The 13,920-nt window shown below is 64.1% G+C and carries 12 protein-coding genes and 2 tRNA genes; 4 read left to right on the top strand and 10 right to left on the bottom strand.

Translation table 11 applies throughout. The features are described 5' to 3' along the window. Nucleotides 1-72 precede the first annotated feature (72 nt). On the top strand, nucleotides 73-1,089 hold the full coding sequence (locus QFZ40_RS07875; RefSeq protein WP_306903740.1) for an endonuclease/exonuclease/phosphatase family protein: 1,017 nt from the start codon (nucleotides 73-75) through the stop codon (nucleotides 1,087-1,089). Here the strand turns inward: QFZ40_RS07875 and QFZ40_RS07870 are convergent, their stop codons facing one another. Further along, a complete protein-coding gene (locus tag QFZ40_RS07870) occupies nucleotides 1,090-1,848 on the bottom strand; it encodes an SDR family oxidoreductase (protein ID WP_306903739.1) in 759 nt (252 codons plus the stop codon). It lies immediately after the preceding gene. Nucleotides 1,849-1,965: 117 nt separating this feature from the next. Between QFZ40_RS07870 and valS the strand changes: the two genes are divergently transcribed. Beyond that, nucleotides 1,966-4,572: a valine--tRNA ligase gene (gene valS / locus QFZ40_RS07865; RefSeq protein WP_306903738.1), complete on the top strand. Its 2,607-nt coding sequence runs from the start codon at nucleotides 1,966-1,968 to the stop codon at nucleotides 4,570-4,572. Between the two features lie 401 nt (nucleotides 4,573-4,973). On the opposite strand, the gene QFZ40_RS07860 is transcribed toward valS, so the two are convergent. From QFZ40_RS07860 to QFZ40_RS07835, 6 genes are all read right to left on the bottom strand, one after another. Beyond that, on the bottom strand, nucleotides 4,974-5,585 hold the full coding sequence (locus QFZ40_RS07860; protein ID WP_306903737.1) for a mycothiol-dependent nitroreductase Rv2466c family protein: 612 nt from the start codon (nucleotides 5,583-5,585) through the stop codon (nucleotides 4,974-4,976). Nucleotides 5,586-5,669: 84 nt separating this feature from the next. Then, nucleotides 5,670-6,950 (bottom strand): ATP-dependent Clp protease ATP-binding subunit ClpX, encoded by a 1,281-nt coding sequence (clpX, locus tag QFZ40_RS07855; RefSeq protein WP_306903736.1) that lies wholly within the window; start codon nucleotides 6,948-6,950, stop codon nucleotides 5,670-5,672. 178 nt (nucleotides 6,951-7,128) lie between these two features. Beyond that, the gene (locus QFZ40_RS07850; protein WP_306903735.1) at nucleotides 7,129-7,788 is read right to left on the bottom strand and encodes an ATP-dependent Clp protease proteolytic subunit; all 660 of its coding nucleotides are present in this window, start codon (nucleotides 7,786-7,788) and stop codon (nucleotides 7,129-7,131) included. 37 nt (nucleotides 7,789-7,825) lie between these two features. Then, nucleotides 7,826-8,449: an ATP-dependent Clp protease proteolytic subunit gene (locus QFZ40_RS07845; protein WP_306906860.1), complete on the bottom strand. Its 624-nt coding sequence runs from the start codon at nucleotides 8,447-8,449 to the stop codon at nucleotides 7,826-7,828. 219 nt (nucleotides 8,450-8,668) lie between these two features. Then, the gene (tig, locus tag QFZ40_RS07840) at nucleotides 8,669-10,054 is read right to left on the bottom strand and encodes a trigger factor (RefSeq protein ID WP_306903734.1); all 1,386 of its coding nucleotides are present in this window, start codon (nucleotides 10,052-10,054) and stop codon (nucleotides 8,669-8,671) included. A gap of 81 nt (nucleotides 10,055-10,135) precedes the next feature. Next, a tRNA-Pro gene (locus QFZ40_RS07835) sits at nucleotides 10,136-10,210 on the bottom strand. A 157-nt stretch (nucleotides 10,211-10,367) separates the two neighbouring features. Between QFZ40_RS07835 and QFZ40_RS07830 the strand changes: the two genes are divergently transcribed. Both QFZ40_RS07830 and QFZ40_RS07825 read left to right on the top strand, forming a co-directional pair. Beyond that, nucleotides 10,368-10,441: transfer RNA gene (locus QFZ40_RS07830), tRNA-Gly, on the top strand. 548 nt (nucleotides 10,442-10,989) lie between these two features. Continuing rightward, entirely contained in the window at nucleotides 10,990-11,319 is a 330-nt protein-coding gene (locus tag QFZ40_RS07825; protein WP_306903733.1) for a hypothetical protein, read from the top strand. A 54-nt stretch (nucleotides 11,320-11,373) separates the two neighbouring features. Here QFZ40_RS07825 and QFZ40_RS07820 read toward each other — a convergent pair whose 3' ends face one another. From QFZ40_RS07820 to QFZ40_RS07810, 3 genes are all read right to left on the bottom strand, one after another. After that, the gene (locus QFZ40_RS07820) at nucleotides 11,374-12,267 is read right to left on the bottom strand and encodes an Fpg/Nei family DNA glycosylase (RefSeq protein WP_306903732.1); all 894 of its coding nucleotides are present in this window, start codon (nucleotides 12,265-12,267) and stop codon (nucleotides 11,374-11,376) included. Next, the gene (locus QFZ40_RS07815) at nucleotides 12,267-12,761 is read right to left on the bottom strand and encodes a ribose-5-phosphate isomerase (RefSeq protein ID WP_306903730.1); all 495 of its coding nucleotides are present in this window, start codon (nucleotides 12,759-12,761) and stop codon (nucleotides 12,267-12,269) included. The genes QFZ40_RS07820 and QFZ40_RS07815 overlap by 1 nt, the downstream gene beginning before the upstream one ends. 79 nt (nucleotides 12,762-12,840) lie before the next feature. Beyond that, a complete protein-coding gene (locus QFZ40_RS07810) occupies nucleotides 12,841-13,833 on the bottom strand; it encodes a hypothetical protein (RefSeq protein ID WP_306903729.1) in 993 nt (330 codons plus the stop codon). Nucleotides 13,834-13,920 lie beyond the last annotated feature (87 nt).

The raw sequence follows: 13,920 nt of genomic DNA, 5'->3' as shown, positions 1-13,920 counted from the left end.
CAGGGGCCGCCCGGATGCGGGCTGCAATCCGCGCGGTGACGCCGCAGCAGGCTGTTGCCTAGACTCAAGCCCATGACAGGTTCCTCCCGGGCAAGGGCAAAGGTGATCCCGGCTGCCGTGTTCAGGTGGCTTTCGCTCCTGGCCACGGTGCCGGTGCTGGCCTTGTCCGTCTTTCGGGCGGTACCTGCGGAGTGGCCCCTCCTGGTGGTCCAACTGCTTGCCTTCATGCCCTGGCTGACAGTCCCTGCTGTGGTAGCGCTGCTCCTGGCCCTTGCGGGGCGGAACCGATGGCAGCAGGCAGTGACCTCGGCACTGATTGTCTGCCAGGCGTTCTGGCTCTTCCCGCTCGATGCGTCCAGGCCTGCCGAGGCATCAGAGGGCGGCAGGGTTGAACTCACGGCCATGAACATCAACTCCGAGTTCGGCCGGGCTGACGCGGCAGCCATAGTGGGGCTGGTCCGGGAGAAGGGCGTGGGGCTGCTCACCATCCAGGAACACTCACAGGGACTCCAGGACCGGCTTTCCGCGGAGGGCCTGGACACATTGCTGCCTGTCCGGATCAGCGGTCCCCGGAAAGACGCCGGCGGCTACGCCATTTATTCCAGGTACCCCATGGAGTCTGTGGGCCTCCTCCCCGACACACCTTTCAAGATGCCCACGGCGCGGCTGACCGCTACGGCCAACGGTTCCGTGGCGATTCTTGAGGTGACCAACGTCCATGCCCTGCCCCCGGTGGAAGGCAGGGTTGCCCAGTGGCGCAAGGACCTGTCAGCCGTGGGCACGATGGCGGAGCGGCCCGGGAACCGGCTCCTGATCGGCGATTTTAATGCCACGTACGACCACGCCGAGTTCCGTGACATCCTGGCCCGAAGACAGCCCGGAAGCGGTTCCGGCATGGTCGATGCCGGTGCCGCCTCGGGTTCACGGCTTGTCCCCACCTGGCCCATGCAGGGTCAACCGCTTCCCTGCATCACTATCGACCACCTGGTGACAAGTGCCGGCCTGGGCAGCTCAGGCTATGAGGTGCACAAGGTCGCGGGAACGGACCATGCTGCCGTCCTGGCCACGCTGGCTATTCCTGCAGCCTGATCAGCTCTTGCGGATGAGTTTGTGGTTCGCGGCCTGGGCCACCGGCCGGATCACGATCTGGTCCAGGTTGACGTGGTGGGGTGCGCTCACCGCGTAGCGCACCACATCAGCCACGTCCGCTGCGGTCAGGGGCTTCTCGACCCCCTGGTAGACGCTGTCCGCTGCCTGCCGGTCACCTAGCCGGTTCAGCGCGAATTCCTCTGTCCTCACCAGCCCGGGGGCGACCTCGATCACCCGGACGTTGTTCTCGGCTTCCTCCAGCCGCAGCGCCCCTGTCATGGCGTGCTGTGCGAACTTGGCGGCGTTGTAGCCCCCTCCGCCCTCATAGGCTGCCAGCGCGGCCGTGGATGTCAGGTTCAGGACGGTGCCTTCTCCGGTGGAACGCAGCATCGGAAGGAAGGCGCGGGTCAGCTTCATCGTGCCAAGCACATTGACCCGGTACATCCATTCCCAGTCCTCGGTACTGGCGGCGCCCACAGGATCGGCGCCCCTAGCTCCGCCGGCGATGTTAATGAGGGTGTCCGCACCCCCGGCTTCGGTGACCCGGGACAGCAAGGCGGCAACGTCGTCGTCGTCCGAGATGTCAGCGGGAATCCCGACGGCGCCGGTCTCCGCTTCCAGCGACGCCAGCCTTTCGGCGCGGCGCGCCACAGCGAAAACAGTCCAGCCGTCCGCCCGGAGGGCACGCACCGTTGCCTCGCCGATCCCGGTGCTGGCGCCGGTGACAACTGCGGCCTTGTTCTGTGGAATGTCAGTCATATCCCAACCCTAACGGCATCGCGGTCATGGACGCTGCGCGATAAACGCCAGCCGCACCGCACGCCGCGGCGGGCATCCGGTGCGTCCGGATGAAAGAGACCGTGAAACAATTGGCAAATGGCTGAAACACATCAGGGTACAGACACGCCCTCCACCGCCCCTATCAACGTTCCGGACAAGCCCGCCCTCGAGGGGCTCGAAGCTGCCCTCACGCAGCGCTGGCTTGCCGAAGGGACCTACAAGTTCGACCCGGACACCACCCGTGACCAGGTCTACTCCATCGACACTCCCCCGCCCACGGCGTCGGGATCGTTGCATGTGGGTCACATGTTCTCCTACACGCAGACCGACGTCCTGGCCCGCTACCAGCGCATGACCGGCAAGAACGTCTTCTACCCGATGGGCTGGGACGACAACGGCCTGCCCACGGAACGCCGTGTACAGAACTACTATGGCGTGCGGTGCGACCCGGCCATTGCCTACGACGCTGACTACCGTCCACCGGCCCAGCCGGCCAAGAACCAGCGCGACTTCGACGTCGTCTCGCGCCGGAACTTCATCGAACTGTGCGAAGAACTTGCGGTGGAGGACGAGAAGGTCTTCGAGAACCTCTTCCAGACGCTTGGCCTGTCCGTGGACTGGGCCCTCACGTACCGCACCATTGACGAGAACTCCCGGGCAGTATCCCAGCGCGCCTTCCTGGCCAACCTCGCCGCCGGTGACGCCTACATGGCCGAAGCGCCCACCCTGTGGGATGTGACGTTCCGGACCGCGGTGGCCCAGGCCGAACTTGAGGACCGTGAAGTGGCCGGCGCGTACTACCGCTACCCGTTCTTCACGGAGGACGGCGAAAAGATCTATATCGAGACGACCCGTCCCGAGCTGCTGGCCGCCTGCGCCGCACTGGTCGCCAACCCCGACGACGAACGGTATCAGCCGCTGTTCGGCAAGAAGGTGACATCGCCGGTCTTCGGTGTTGCAGTGGAGGTCATGGCCCACCCGCTTGCAAAGGCAGACAAGGGCTCCGGCATCGCCATGGTGTGTACGTTCGGCGACCTGACCGACGTGACCTGGTGGCGTGAACTGCAACTTCCAACGCGTGCCATCGTCGGTCGTGACGGCAGGATCGTCGGTGAGACTCCCGACTGGATCACCACCGACGCCGGCCGCGAGGCTTTCGCCGCCATCGCGGGCAAGACTGCCTTCAGCGCCAAGGAAGCAGTCGTGGAGCTCCTGGTGGCAGAGGGCCTGCTCGACGGCGAGCCGAAAAAGATGCTGCACCCGGTGAACTTCTACGAAAAGGGCGACAAGCCCCTCGAAGTGGTCACGTCGCGGCAGTGGTACATCCGCAACGGCGGCCGGGACGAGGACCGGCGCGAGCGCCTGATTGCGCGCGGGCATGAGATCGACTTCCATCCTGCTTTCATGCGTTCGCGTTACGAGAACTGGATTGCAGGCCTGAACGGTGACTGGCTCGTTTCCCGGCAACGCTTCTTTGGCGTGCCCATCCCCGTCTGGTACCCCCTGGACGCGGACGGCAACCCCGACTACGACGCACCTATCGTGCCGTCGGACGAACAGCTGCCGGTAGATCCGGCCGCTGATGCAGCGCCTGGCTTCGACGAGGCCCAGCGTGATGTGCCGGGCGGCTTTACCGGAGATGCCGACATTCTGGATACCTGGGCCACGTCCTCCCTGACACCAAAAATCGTTGGCGGCTGGAGCCGGGATGAGGAACTCTTCGCCAAGGTGTTCCCGTTTGACCTTCGCCCGCAGGGTCACGACATCATCCGCACCTGGCTGTTCTCCTCCGTGGTCCGTGCTGACGCCCTCGAGAACTCCGCACCCTGGAAGCACGCGGCAATCTCCGGCTGGATCCTGGATCCGGACCGCAAGAAGATGTCCAAATCCAAGGGCAACGTGGTGGTGCCCACCGACGTGCTGGAGGAGTACGGCTCAGATGCTGTGCGCTACTGGGCTGCTTCAGCCAAGCTTGGCGCCGACACAGCCTATGAGATTGCCCAGATGAAGATCGGCCGTCGCCTGGCCATCAAACTCCTGAACGCCTCGAAGTTCGTCCTGAACCTCGGAGCCACGGAGGATTCAGTGGTTTCTGCCGATCACCCGGTGCTCCTCAACGCGCTGGACCGCGCTGTGCTGGCGCAGCTCGCGGATGTTGTGCGCCAGTCCAGCAAGGCCTTCGAGAACTACGACTATGCCCGGGCCCTGCAGATCACGGAAAGCTTCTTCTGGCAGTTCACGGACGACTATGTGGAGCTGATCAAGGACCGCGCCTACGGTGCAGCCGGCGAGCAGGAGCAGGCTTCGGTTCTGGCTGCCCTGGCAACCAGCCTGGACACCCTGCTCAGGCTGTTCGCCCCGTTCCTGCCCTTCGCCACAGAAGAGGTGTGGGGCTGGTGGCGCAACGGCTCCGTACACCGTGCCCAGTGGCCGTCTGCTGTGGAGATCGACGGCGACACCACCCTGCTGGCCACTGTTGGCACCGCGCTGAGCGGCGTCCGGAAGGCCAAGTCCGAGGCCAAGGTCAAGCAGCGCACCGAGGTGCTGTCCGCAACCATTACAGCCACTGAATCCGTGACCACCCAGCTCAAGGCAGGACTCGCGGACCTGAAGGCAGCCTCGAACGCCCGCGAGATCACCCTCGTGGCGGGCGACGGGGAGTTGGCAGTCAGCGACGTGGTCCTGGCACCGGCGGACGCTTAGACGTCTCCGGCAACGGGTGACCTGTTCTGACCTGGTCACCCGTTCCAGGGCAAGTGATCCGTTCCAGGGCAAAGGGGAAGCCCCATCAGCGTTTTGCCGTTGGTGGGGCTTCGACTTTTCGGCCATCTGGTGACGTCTTTGATGGTCTGGCAGAATCCTCAGATCTTCAGGTCTTCCTACCTCGTCACTGGTAGCTTGCATCTGACTTTGCCGATGGCTGCGTCGGATGCATATCACTGAATCTTTGGCTTCTGCGTCCCGCTTCTTTCGAAGTGGGTAGAACCCATTCTTGTCCCGTGCCTTTGGATGCGCAAGGGCCCGGGCGGAACTACATCAGAGTAGTTTCGCCGGGGCTTTGATCGCTCGGACAGCAGGCTCTGCAGGGCCGGCGCCGTGACGCCTCAGTAGAACTGCGGGCGTTCGGTGCGGCTGCGCTTGATCTCGAAGAAGTGCGGGTAGGAAGCCAGGGCTACCGTGGCGTCCCAGAGAACGCCGGCCTGCTCACCGCGCGGTATGCGGGTCAGGACGGGGCCGAAGAATGCGGTGCCATTGAACGCGACCACGGGGGTGCCGACGTCCTGGCCGACGAGGGAGATGCCCTCCTCGTGGCTCGCACGCAGCCGGACATCAAACTCATCAGAGTCAGCGGCGTCTGCCAGTGTGACAGGAAGGCCGCACTCGGCCAGTGCCTTGCTGATGACGATGCCGAAGTCCTTCTGGCCGCCGTCGTGGATCTGCGTGCCCATCGCGTCGTACAGCTCCTTGACGACGTGCTCGCCATGCTGCTCCCTGGCGGCGATGATGACGCGCACCGGTCCCCAGGCCTTGTCCATCATTTCCCGGTACGCCGGCTCCAGGTCCCGGCCCTCGTTAAGGACAGCCAGGCTCATCACATGCCAGACGGTATTGATGTCGCGAACCTGTTCCACCTCGCCGATCCAACGGGAGGTGATCCAGGCAAACGGGCACAGCGGATCGAACCAGAAGTCAGCCTGGTTGGTGGTTTCAGTCATGGGTGATTTCCTCTGGATCTTCAGCTGGTTGCGTGGCGGCGCTACAGAACTGGCCGCCGGATGGAAGGGGTCTGCGGGGCAGGTTCAGGCCGATTTGCGGCGCTTGGTCACGTGCGGGAGTATGGTGGGCTCTGCCTTGTGCAGCACAACCCCGGCCGTGATGACAACGCTGGCGACGTCCTCGCGGCTCGGCAGGTCGAACATCACAGGGAGCAGGACTTCCTCCATGATGGCGCGCAGGCCACGGGCGCCGGTGCCGCGCTCGAGGGCCTGTTCGGCAATGGCGTCCAGCGCGTCGTCGTCGAAGACCAGTTCCACGCCGTCGATCTGGAACATCTTCTGGTACTGCTTGACCAGGGCGTTCTTCGGGGTGGACAGGATCTGGATGAGGGCGTCGCGGTCCAGGCTGGACACGGTGGTAATCACCGGAAGCCGGCCGATGAACTCGGGGATAAGACCGAACTTCAGCAGGTCTTCAGGCATGACCTCCCCGTAGGAGTCCATCTTGTTGCTGGCGTCCTTAAGCGGGGAGCCGAAGCCGATGCCCTTCCGCCCCGAGCGGGAACCGATGATCTCTTCCATGCCGGCGAACGCGCCCGCCACGATGAACAGGACGTTGGTGGTGTCGATCTGGATGAATTCCTGGTGCGGATGCTTGCGGCCGCCCTGCGGCGGAACCGAAGCGACTGTTCCTTCGAGGATTTTCAGGAGGGCCTGCTGCACGCCTTCGCCCGAGACGTCCCGGGTGATGGAAGGATTCTCGCTCTTCCGGGAGATCTTGTCGATCTCGTCAATGTAGATGATTCCCTGTTCAGCCTTCTTGACGTCGTAGTCGGCTGCCTGGATGAGCTTGAGGAGGATGTTCTCCACGTCCTCGCCCACATAGCCGGCTTCGGTCAGGGCGGTGGCGTCGGCGACGGCGAAAGGTACGTTCAGCCGGCGTGCGAGGGTCTGCGCGAGGTAGGTCTTGCCACAGCCCGTGGGGCCGATGAGGAGGATGTTGGACTTGGCGATCTCGACGTCATCGTGATGGCCGCCGTCGGCAAGGCTGCCGCTCTTGGGGGCGTGGCCGGCCTGGATCCGTTTGTAATGGTTGTAGACAGCGACGGCGAGGGACCGCTTGGCAGGTTCCTGGCCAATGACGTATTCCTGCAGGAAGTCGAAAATTTCGCGTGGCTTGGGAAGCTCGAAACTTCCCAGATCGGCAACTTCCGCGAGCTCTTCCTCAATGATCTCGTTGCAGAGTTCAATGCATTCGTCGCAGATGTAGACCCCGGGCCCGGCAATGAGCTTCCGCACCTGCTTTTGGCTCTTTCCGCAGAAAGAACACTTCAGCAGATCCGTGCTCTCGCCAATCCGAGCCATATGTGAACCCCTTAGTATCTTGCTGCCAGGCAGCTTTGCACCGTTGCTGGAATCTTGAACCGCCTGGGAGGACGGCCGTGACAACATCCACTCTAGGTCACATTCGGCCCCAAGGGTGGAAAGCGAAGGCCGGAGCGGCCCAAATGAACTGGACCGCGCCGGCCTTCCCGGAAGCGTGTTACCTGGTAATCGCCTGCGGCTTGATTTTGCGTGAATCAAGCACCTGATCGATGAGGCCGTAGTTCATGGCTTCCTCGGCTGTCAGGATCTTGTCGCGCTCGATGTCGTTGTTAACCTGCTCCGAGGTACGCCCGGAGTGGTGGGCCAGGGTGTCCTCAAGCCACGACCGCATGCGCATCACTTCGGCGGCCTGAATCTCCAGGTCCGACGCCTGTCCGCCCTGGCCGCCGGACAGTGCCGGCTGGTGGATCAGCACACGCGCGTTGGGCAGTGCCAGGCGCTTGCCGGGCGTACCTGCGGCGAGGAGGACTGCGGCAGCGCTGGCCGCCTGGCCGAGGCAGACCGTCTGGATCTCGGGACGGATGTACTGCATGGTGTCGTAGATCGCCGTCATGGCGGTGAAGGAGCCGCCCGGAGAGTTGATGTAGATGGTGATGTCCCGGTCCGGGTCCGTGGATTCCAGGACGAGCAACTGGGCCATGACGTCGTCGGCAGACGCGTCATCAACCTGGACGCCGAGGAAGATGATGCGGTCCTCGAAGAGCTTGGTGTACGGGTCCTGGCGCTTGAAGCCGTAGGGTGTGCGTTCCTCGAACTGGGGAAGTACGTAGCGGCTGGTCGGAAGATTACCGGCAGTCGATCCGAAGTTGTAGGTCATTTTGTTGCTCCTGATCTGAGTGTTCTTAGTGCCGGGTTTACTTCTCGGATGCCGATTCACCGGAGGACCCGTTGGCGGTTCCGCCGCCGCCGGATACGGAACCGGCGTGGGCTGCGATCTTGTCAAAGAAGCCGTATTCGAGGGCCTCCGTGGCCGTGAACCACTTGTCGCGGTCGTTGTCCTTGAGGATAGTCTCGACGGTCTGGCCCGTCTGATCCGCGGTCAGCTCTGCCATGACCTTCTTCATGTGCAGGATCAGCTCGGCCTGGATCTTGATGTCCGAGGCGGTGCCGCCGATACCGCCGGAAGGCTGGTGCATGAGGACCCGGGCGTTGGGGGTGGCGTAGCGCTTGCCCTTGGTTCCGGAGGAGAGCAGGAACTGCCCCATGGAGGCGGCCAGTCCCGTGGCGACGGTGACGACGTCGTTGGGGATGAACTGCATGGTGTCGTAGATGGCCATGCCTGCTGTGACGGAGCCGCCCGGCGAGTTGATGTACAGGTAAATGTCCTTGTCCGGGTTTTCCGCGGAGAGGAGCAGCAGCTGTGAGCAGATGGCGTTGGCGTTGTCGTCACGCACCTCTGAGCCGAGCCAGATGATCCGCTCTTTGAGGAGCCGGTTGTAGATGTAATTGTCCTGGGCTGCGGGATCGACGGTGGCCATCCGGGGGGCGTCTAGGTGCTGTGACATGTGTACTTACCTCTCAATGGTGACGGTGACATCACTGAACTTCTCTACTGGACACTAACTGCTTTGGATGAGGTTTTGTTCGCCGGAATCGGGCTGTTCGCTGACGGCGCACGACGGCGGGAAGCGGCGGTTAAAGCAGGGAGCCCCCGGACCGAGGGGTCCAGGGGCTGCCTGCCGGCCACGCAGGGCGTGTTAGAACTTCACGGCCGCAGGATCGTCATTCGGAACTGTGGATGCTGTTTCCTCTTCGGCAGCTTCGGCCTCGACTGCCGGAGCTTCTTCTTCGCCACCGGGGCGCACGAAGTCGCTGAGGTCAACGCTGTTTCCGGCCGTGTCAGTGACTGTCGCCTGGCCCAGCACGACGGCCAGTGCCTTGCGGCGACGGACCTCGGAAACCATCATAGGAACCTGGCCACTCTGGTCGATGATCTGGGCGAACTGGTTCGGGTCCATGCCGTACTGGCTGGCGGTGCTGACGATGTAGTCGATCAGCTCGCTCTGGCTGACGTTGACTTCTTCCTTTTCAGCAATGGCGTCAAGGATGATTTCGTTCTGGAAGGCGCGGGCAGTGTTGGCCTTGACCTCTTCGCGGTGCTCTTCGGTGTCGTGCTCGCCTTCGCCGTGGCCGTTGCCTTCTTTGAAGTGGGCTTCGAGCTGCTCTTCGACGACGGAGTCGGGAACGGGAACCTCGACCAGTTCGACAAGCTTGTCCAGGACCTTGTCGCGGGCCTCCACGCCCTGCTCAACGATCTTGGAGTCGGAAGCCTGCTTGGCAAGGTCCTCGCGGAGCTCGGCAAGGGTGTCGAACTCGGACGCCAGCTGGGCGAAGTCATCGTTGGCCTCGGGGAGTTCGCGCTCCTTAACGGCCTTCACGACAACCTTGACCTGGGAAGCCTCGCCGGCGTGGTCGCCGCCCACCAGGGTGGTGTCAAAGATGGCGTCTTCATCTACGCTGAGGCCCGTGACGGCCTCGTCCAGGCCCTCAAGCATGGTGCCGGCGCCAACCTGGTAGGACAGGCCGGAAGCGGAATCAACTTCGGCGCCGTCAACCGTGGCGGTGATGTCAATGGTCAGGAAGTCGCCATCGGCAGCCGGGCGGTCAACTGACTTGAGCGTGCCGAACCGGCCGCGCAGCTCATCGAGGGCCTTGTCCACGTCCTCATCGGAGGATTCAGCCGCGGCAACCTCAACCTTGATGCCGGCGTAATCGGGCAGTTCAATCTCCGGGCGCACATCAACTTCGGCGTGGAACTTGAGTTCGCCGTCGGTGGATGCGGGGTCCGGGACCTCGGTGATTTCAACCTCGGGGCGGCTCAGGGGACGGATGCCGGATTCCTGCACAGCCGCCTGGTACCAGCCGTTGAGGCCTTCGTTGATGGCAGTCTCCAGGACGTAGCCACGGCCCACCCGCTGGTCAATCAGCTTGGACGGGACCTTGCCCTTGCGGAAGCCCGGGACCTGGATCTGCGAAGCAACGGTCTTGTATGCCTCGTCGATGCTGGGCTTCAATTCCTCAAAGGGGACCTCAACATTGAGCTTGACCCGCGTGGGGGTGAGGTTCTCGACAGCGCTCTTCACGGTCTAAGTACTCCTGGGTTTGTGGGATGGGTTTCTGCAAACGCAATGTTCTGTCCAGGCCGTGGGGTCCGGGCCGCAGAGTCGGGGTGACAGGATTTGAACCTGCGACTTCCTGCTCCCAAAGCAGGCGCTCTAGCCAAGCTGAGCTACACCCCGTAAGTGCACAGGCAAGTCTACGGTCATAGGGGCCGTGTTTGCACATTTGACACGTGGGGCATGAATTAGGTTTAGTTATATCCGGCTTGATCAGCCGGCCCGTTAGAACAGCAGCAGTCATGTTGCAGCAGTAATGTTAAGGCAGCACTGTTCTCCCGGGGACGTAGCTTAATGGTAAAGCCTCAGTCTTCCAAACTGATTACGCGGGTTCGATTCCCGTCGTCCCCTCCAGCTAAAGAAGGGCCCCTCATCTGAGGGGCCCTTCTTCGTGCTGGCTGCTACCGGAGCAAAAGCCGGCAAGCTAATGTGGGGGCTTGTGGAGGGGGATGCACGAAACCCACTGTCGCCGCACAGAAAGGCCGGGCAACTCCTTGCCACAACCACAAAGGCCACAACCAAAAAGGCAGCCCAATCCGTTGATCCAGAAATACTTCAAGATCAACCACACCCCAGATGCAGGAACCAAGGTCCTCGGCGAACTCAAGCCTGTGGAGCCGGCCTCACGGCATGGAGGCGCACCTGTCCTGGGCGGTGACCAGGTCTATGTGTTGAAACACGGAAGGACCTACCACACGGGGTGGTGCCAGGCCGTGGCCGACAAATGGGACCATGCACCCAGGGGGCTGCTCGTGACCCTTCTGGCGGATGTCGGGGCAAGGACCCGGTGCACGGAATGCGACCGTACAGAGAACCGTCCAGAGAATAGACGCAGGAGGCCATCTCTCCCCGGGGTCGGGCTGCAGCCACTGCCAACCGAGGAAGCCGTGCAGCCTGATGCTGTGATCCCCCTGAGGGTCATTGGGGTTGCCCACGGAATACTCTTCCTGTCTGCCGGAATGGAGTACCAGGAACTGCTGAGGGACACCGCCGTGGAGCCGGCGACCGTGCTGTCCGTGAACGGGCGGCGGGACGGCACCGTGGTTCGGCTGGACGTCGGCCGCGACGAGCCGCGCCTGACGGTCCAGTTGGACCCTCGCGCCACGTTCCGGGATGGACCGTACCAGATGCGCCTTCGTCGTCCATTGCAGCGCTCAGCGACCAAAGCCTACGCAGTGGCATCCGTGGAACCGGCGATCGCGACCAACGCCGCACAAACCGGGGAAGATTAGCAGCAGCTTTGGCCGGTAGTCCTTCGTCGTGCTGGCAGCCAGAAGGGCTGGCAGCTAGTCCTGTTGGCAGGCGGGGCACCAGTAGAGCTTCCGGCCCACGAGCTCCGTCAGCGCGACCGGCCCGGCGCAGACCCTGCAGGGCAGGCCCTGCCGCTTGTAGACGTAATGTGCCTCATCGCTTGCCGGCAAGGCGGCGCCTCCGCCCCAATGTGCCGCAGGGGTGGTGATGATCCGCCCGTCGCGGACGCCGTCGGACATGATGGCGGCGGTGTCCTCCCACAGGAGTTCCCCGGCCGGCCGGGACAGGGCGCTGCCAGGCAGCCAGGGATCGAGCCGCTGCCGGAACAGGACCTCGGCCCGGTAGACGTTTCCGATGCCGGCAATCACCTTCTGGTCCATCAGCAGTGCAGCGATGGGCGCCTTCCGGGACTGAAGCCCTGAAACAAAGCGCCCCCTGTCCGCCGGGAGGTTGCGGAGGGGATCCGGTCCCAGCCGGGCCAGGACCGCCTCGGCGTCCGCCTCCGTGATGGCCGCGCAGGTGGTGGCGCCGCGCAGGTCCGCCCAGCCATGGCGGCTGGCCAGCCGGACCCGCACTGCACCGACCGGAGCGGGCGGGCCGGCGTAGGCAGCTCTGCCGCCGTCGTCGTCGAACGTCTCCCGCTCCCCCACCCGCCTGGGGGCGCCGATGCTTGATGCCCCGCGGAAGGTGCCGTCGCCGCCGAAATCCCAGGCACCGTAAAGCCCCAAGTGGACGTGCAGCACCATGGCGTGGTCGAAGTGCAGGAAGAGGTGCTTGCCGTGGGCACGGGAGCCTGTCAGCGTGTGACCGTCCAGCAGCGCGGCACCGGCGGCGAATCGGCCCTGCGGGCTGCTGACGGCAAGCCTTTCGCCGGTAAAGACGTCGCCGAACTGCCGGGCAAGGCGCCGTATGGAATGGCCTTCCGGCACTACTCGATGACCTCGCCGGTGGCTTCATAGGCAGCAATCTTGGCGATCCGGCGGACGTGGCGCTCGTCGTTGCTGAACGGTTCCGCCAGGAAGGCCTCGATGAGCGCGGTTGCTTCTTCCACCGTGTGCTGGCGGCCGCCCACGGCCACCACGTTCGCGTCGTTGTGCTCCCGCGCCAGCGTGGCAGTGGAGTGGTTCCAGGCGAGCGCAGCGCGTACTCCCTTGACCTTGTTGGCGGCGATCTGCTCACCGTTGCCCGAGCCGCCCAGGACGATGCCCAGGGCGTGCACGCCTGCTTTCTGGTCGGCCACGACCGCGAGCGCGGCGTTGATGCAGAAGGACGGGTAGTCATCCTGGGCGTCGTAGACCTTGGGTCCGTGGTCCACGACGTCGTAGCCCTTGGCCATCAGGTGGCTGACCAGATGGGCGCTGAGCTCCATCCCTGCGTGGTCGGTGGCGATGTGGACCCGCGGGAAGGCAGGGAAAGAAGTCACGACAGTATCCGTTCGGTTTTGGCGCAGGTGCCCAGCGGGGCTGGTTCAGGCCAGGGTCAGATCAACACGGACAAGGATACTAGGATTCGCTGCCGCGGCGGGCCCTCGCGGCTACGCGCGTCAGGACCTCCGCGAGCCGGGCCGCGGTTGCCGGATTTCGGCCGCTGACCGCGAGCCTCTGCCCGTCCGTTTTACGCACGACGACGGCGGGCCCGCTGCTGACCAGCATCGCCGCCGTGCCGCTGTGGTTCCGGTAGCCCCAGCCGCCATAGTCCGCTGCGCGGACCTCGGAGGCGCTTGCCGCTGAAATGGCCGCCGCGGGTACGTGCATGACCGGCACCACGCCGGCCACCAGCACATCCAGGCCGCTGCGGTCGGCCTTGACGCGGGCACACAGGAAGGCTGCAGCAACGACTGCCAGGACAACCAGCAACGCCCCGACCCAGGGCAGGGCGATGGAGATCAGGGCCGCCGGGAACACGCTTGCAATCGCGATCATGACGAAAACCGAGCTGCGCGCATGCACCCAGAACCTGATGGTGTCCCCCGCCAGCTCAGGATCCAGCTCCCGGATGACGGCCTGCTCGAGTGCCCGGTCGTCCTCGGGTGTCCATTGCCGGTCGGCCTTGAAAACGAAGCCCATGATCACCCCCAGCGACACTGCAGCCCCGCTTCCCAGTGCCAGCACCATCTGGTCCAGGCGGGAATCCCGGGCATCCGCGAGGCCGGTCTGTCCCACCAGCCCGGCGGCCAGGACACTGGTCAGGAACAGGCAAAGGAAAAGCCCCGTGCCCATCATGACCCGGCGCATCACCGCCGGCCGGGAAACGGGGACCGCCTGCGAAAGAACAAGCCAGCCCGCGGCCACGATGATCAGCGCGCCGCCGCCCGCGTAGCTGGCGAAGGGAGCGAAGGCGGCCCCGCCGTCGTCCGTCCAGCTGATTGCCACCGGCTCCGGAAGGTTGGGGCGCAACAGTGAAGCACAGAACACGAAAGCCCCTGCCAGCACCACAGGAAACCCCACCGCGAACCGCAAGGCCTTGGCGTCCACCGCATCACGGAACTTTCCCATGCATTAAAACTACTCCCGGCCCGGGCGGCAGTCCCGCATGACTCTGCCCCGGTCAGGACGTGATCCGCGCAACTTGCCAACCACCCC

Origin of the sequence: Arthrobacter pascens (assembly GCF_030816475.1) — a bacterium.
GTDB classification, from domain to species: Bacteria; Actinomycetota; Actinomycetes; order Actinomycetales; family Micrococcaceae; genus Arthrobacter; species Arthrobacter pascens_B.
This window is presented reverse-complemented; position numbering and strand designations above follow the sequence as displayed.

Excerpts from the sequence above, each read along its gene's own strand:
- QFZ40_RS07875 (WP_306903740.1), top strand. The coding sequence starts at position 73 with ATGACAGGTTCCTCCCGGGCAAGGGCAAAGGTGATCCCGGCTGCCGTG.
- QFZ40_RS07870 (WP_306903739.1), bottom strand. The coding sequence starts at position 1,848 with ATGACTGACATTCCACAGAACAAGGCCGCAGTTGTCACCGGCGCCAGC.
- valS (WP_306903738.1), top strand. The coding sequence starts at position 1,966 with ATGGCTGAAACACATCAGGGTACAGACACGCCCTCCACCGCCCCTATC.
- QFZ40_RS07860 (WP_306903737.1), bottom strand. The coding sequence starts at position 5,585 with ATGACTGAAACCACCAACCAGGCTGACTTCTGGTTCGATCCGCTGTGC.
- clpX (WP_306903736.1), bottom strand. The coding sequence starts at position 6,950 with ATGGCTCGGATTGGCGAGAGCACGGATCTGCTGAAGTGTTCTTTCTGC.
- QFZ40_RS07850 (WP_306903735.1), bottom strand. The coding sequence starts at position 7,788 with ATGACCTACAACTTCGGATCGACTGCCGGTAATCTTCCGACCAGCCGC.
- QFZ40_RS07845 (WP_306906860.1), bottom strand. The coding sequence starts at position 8,449 with ATGGCCACCGTCGATCCCGCAGCCCAGGACAATTACATCTACAACCGG.
- QFZ40_RS07810 (WP_306903729.1), bottom strand. The coding sequence starts at position 13,833 with ATGGGAAAGTTCCGTGATGCGGTGGACGCCAAGGCCTTGCGGTTCGCG.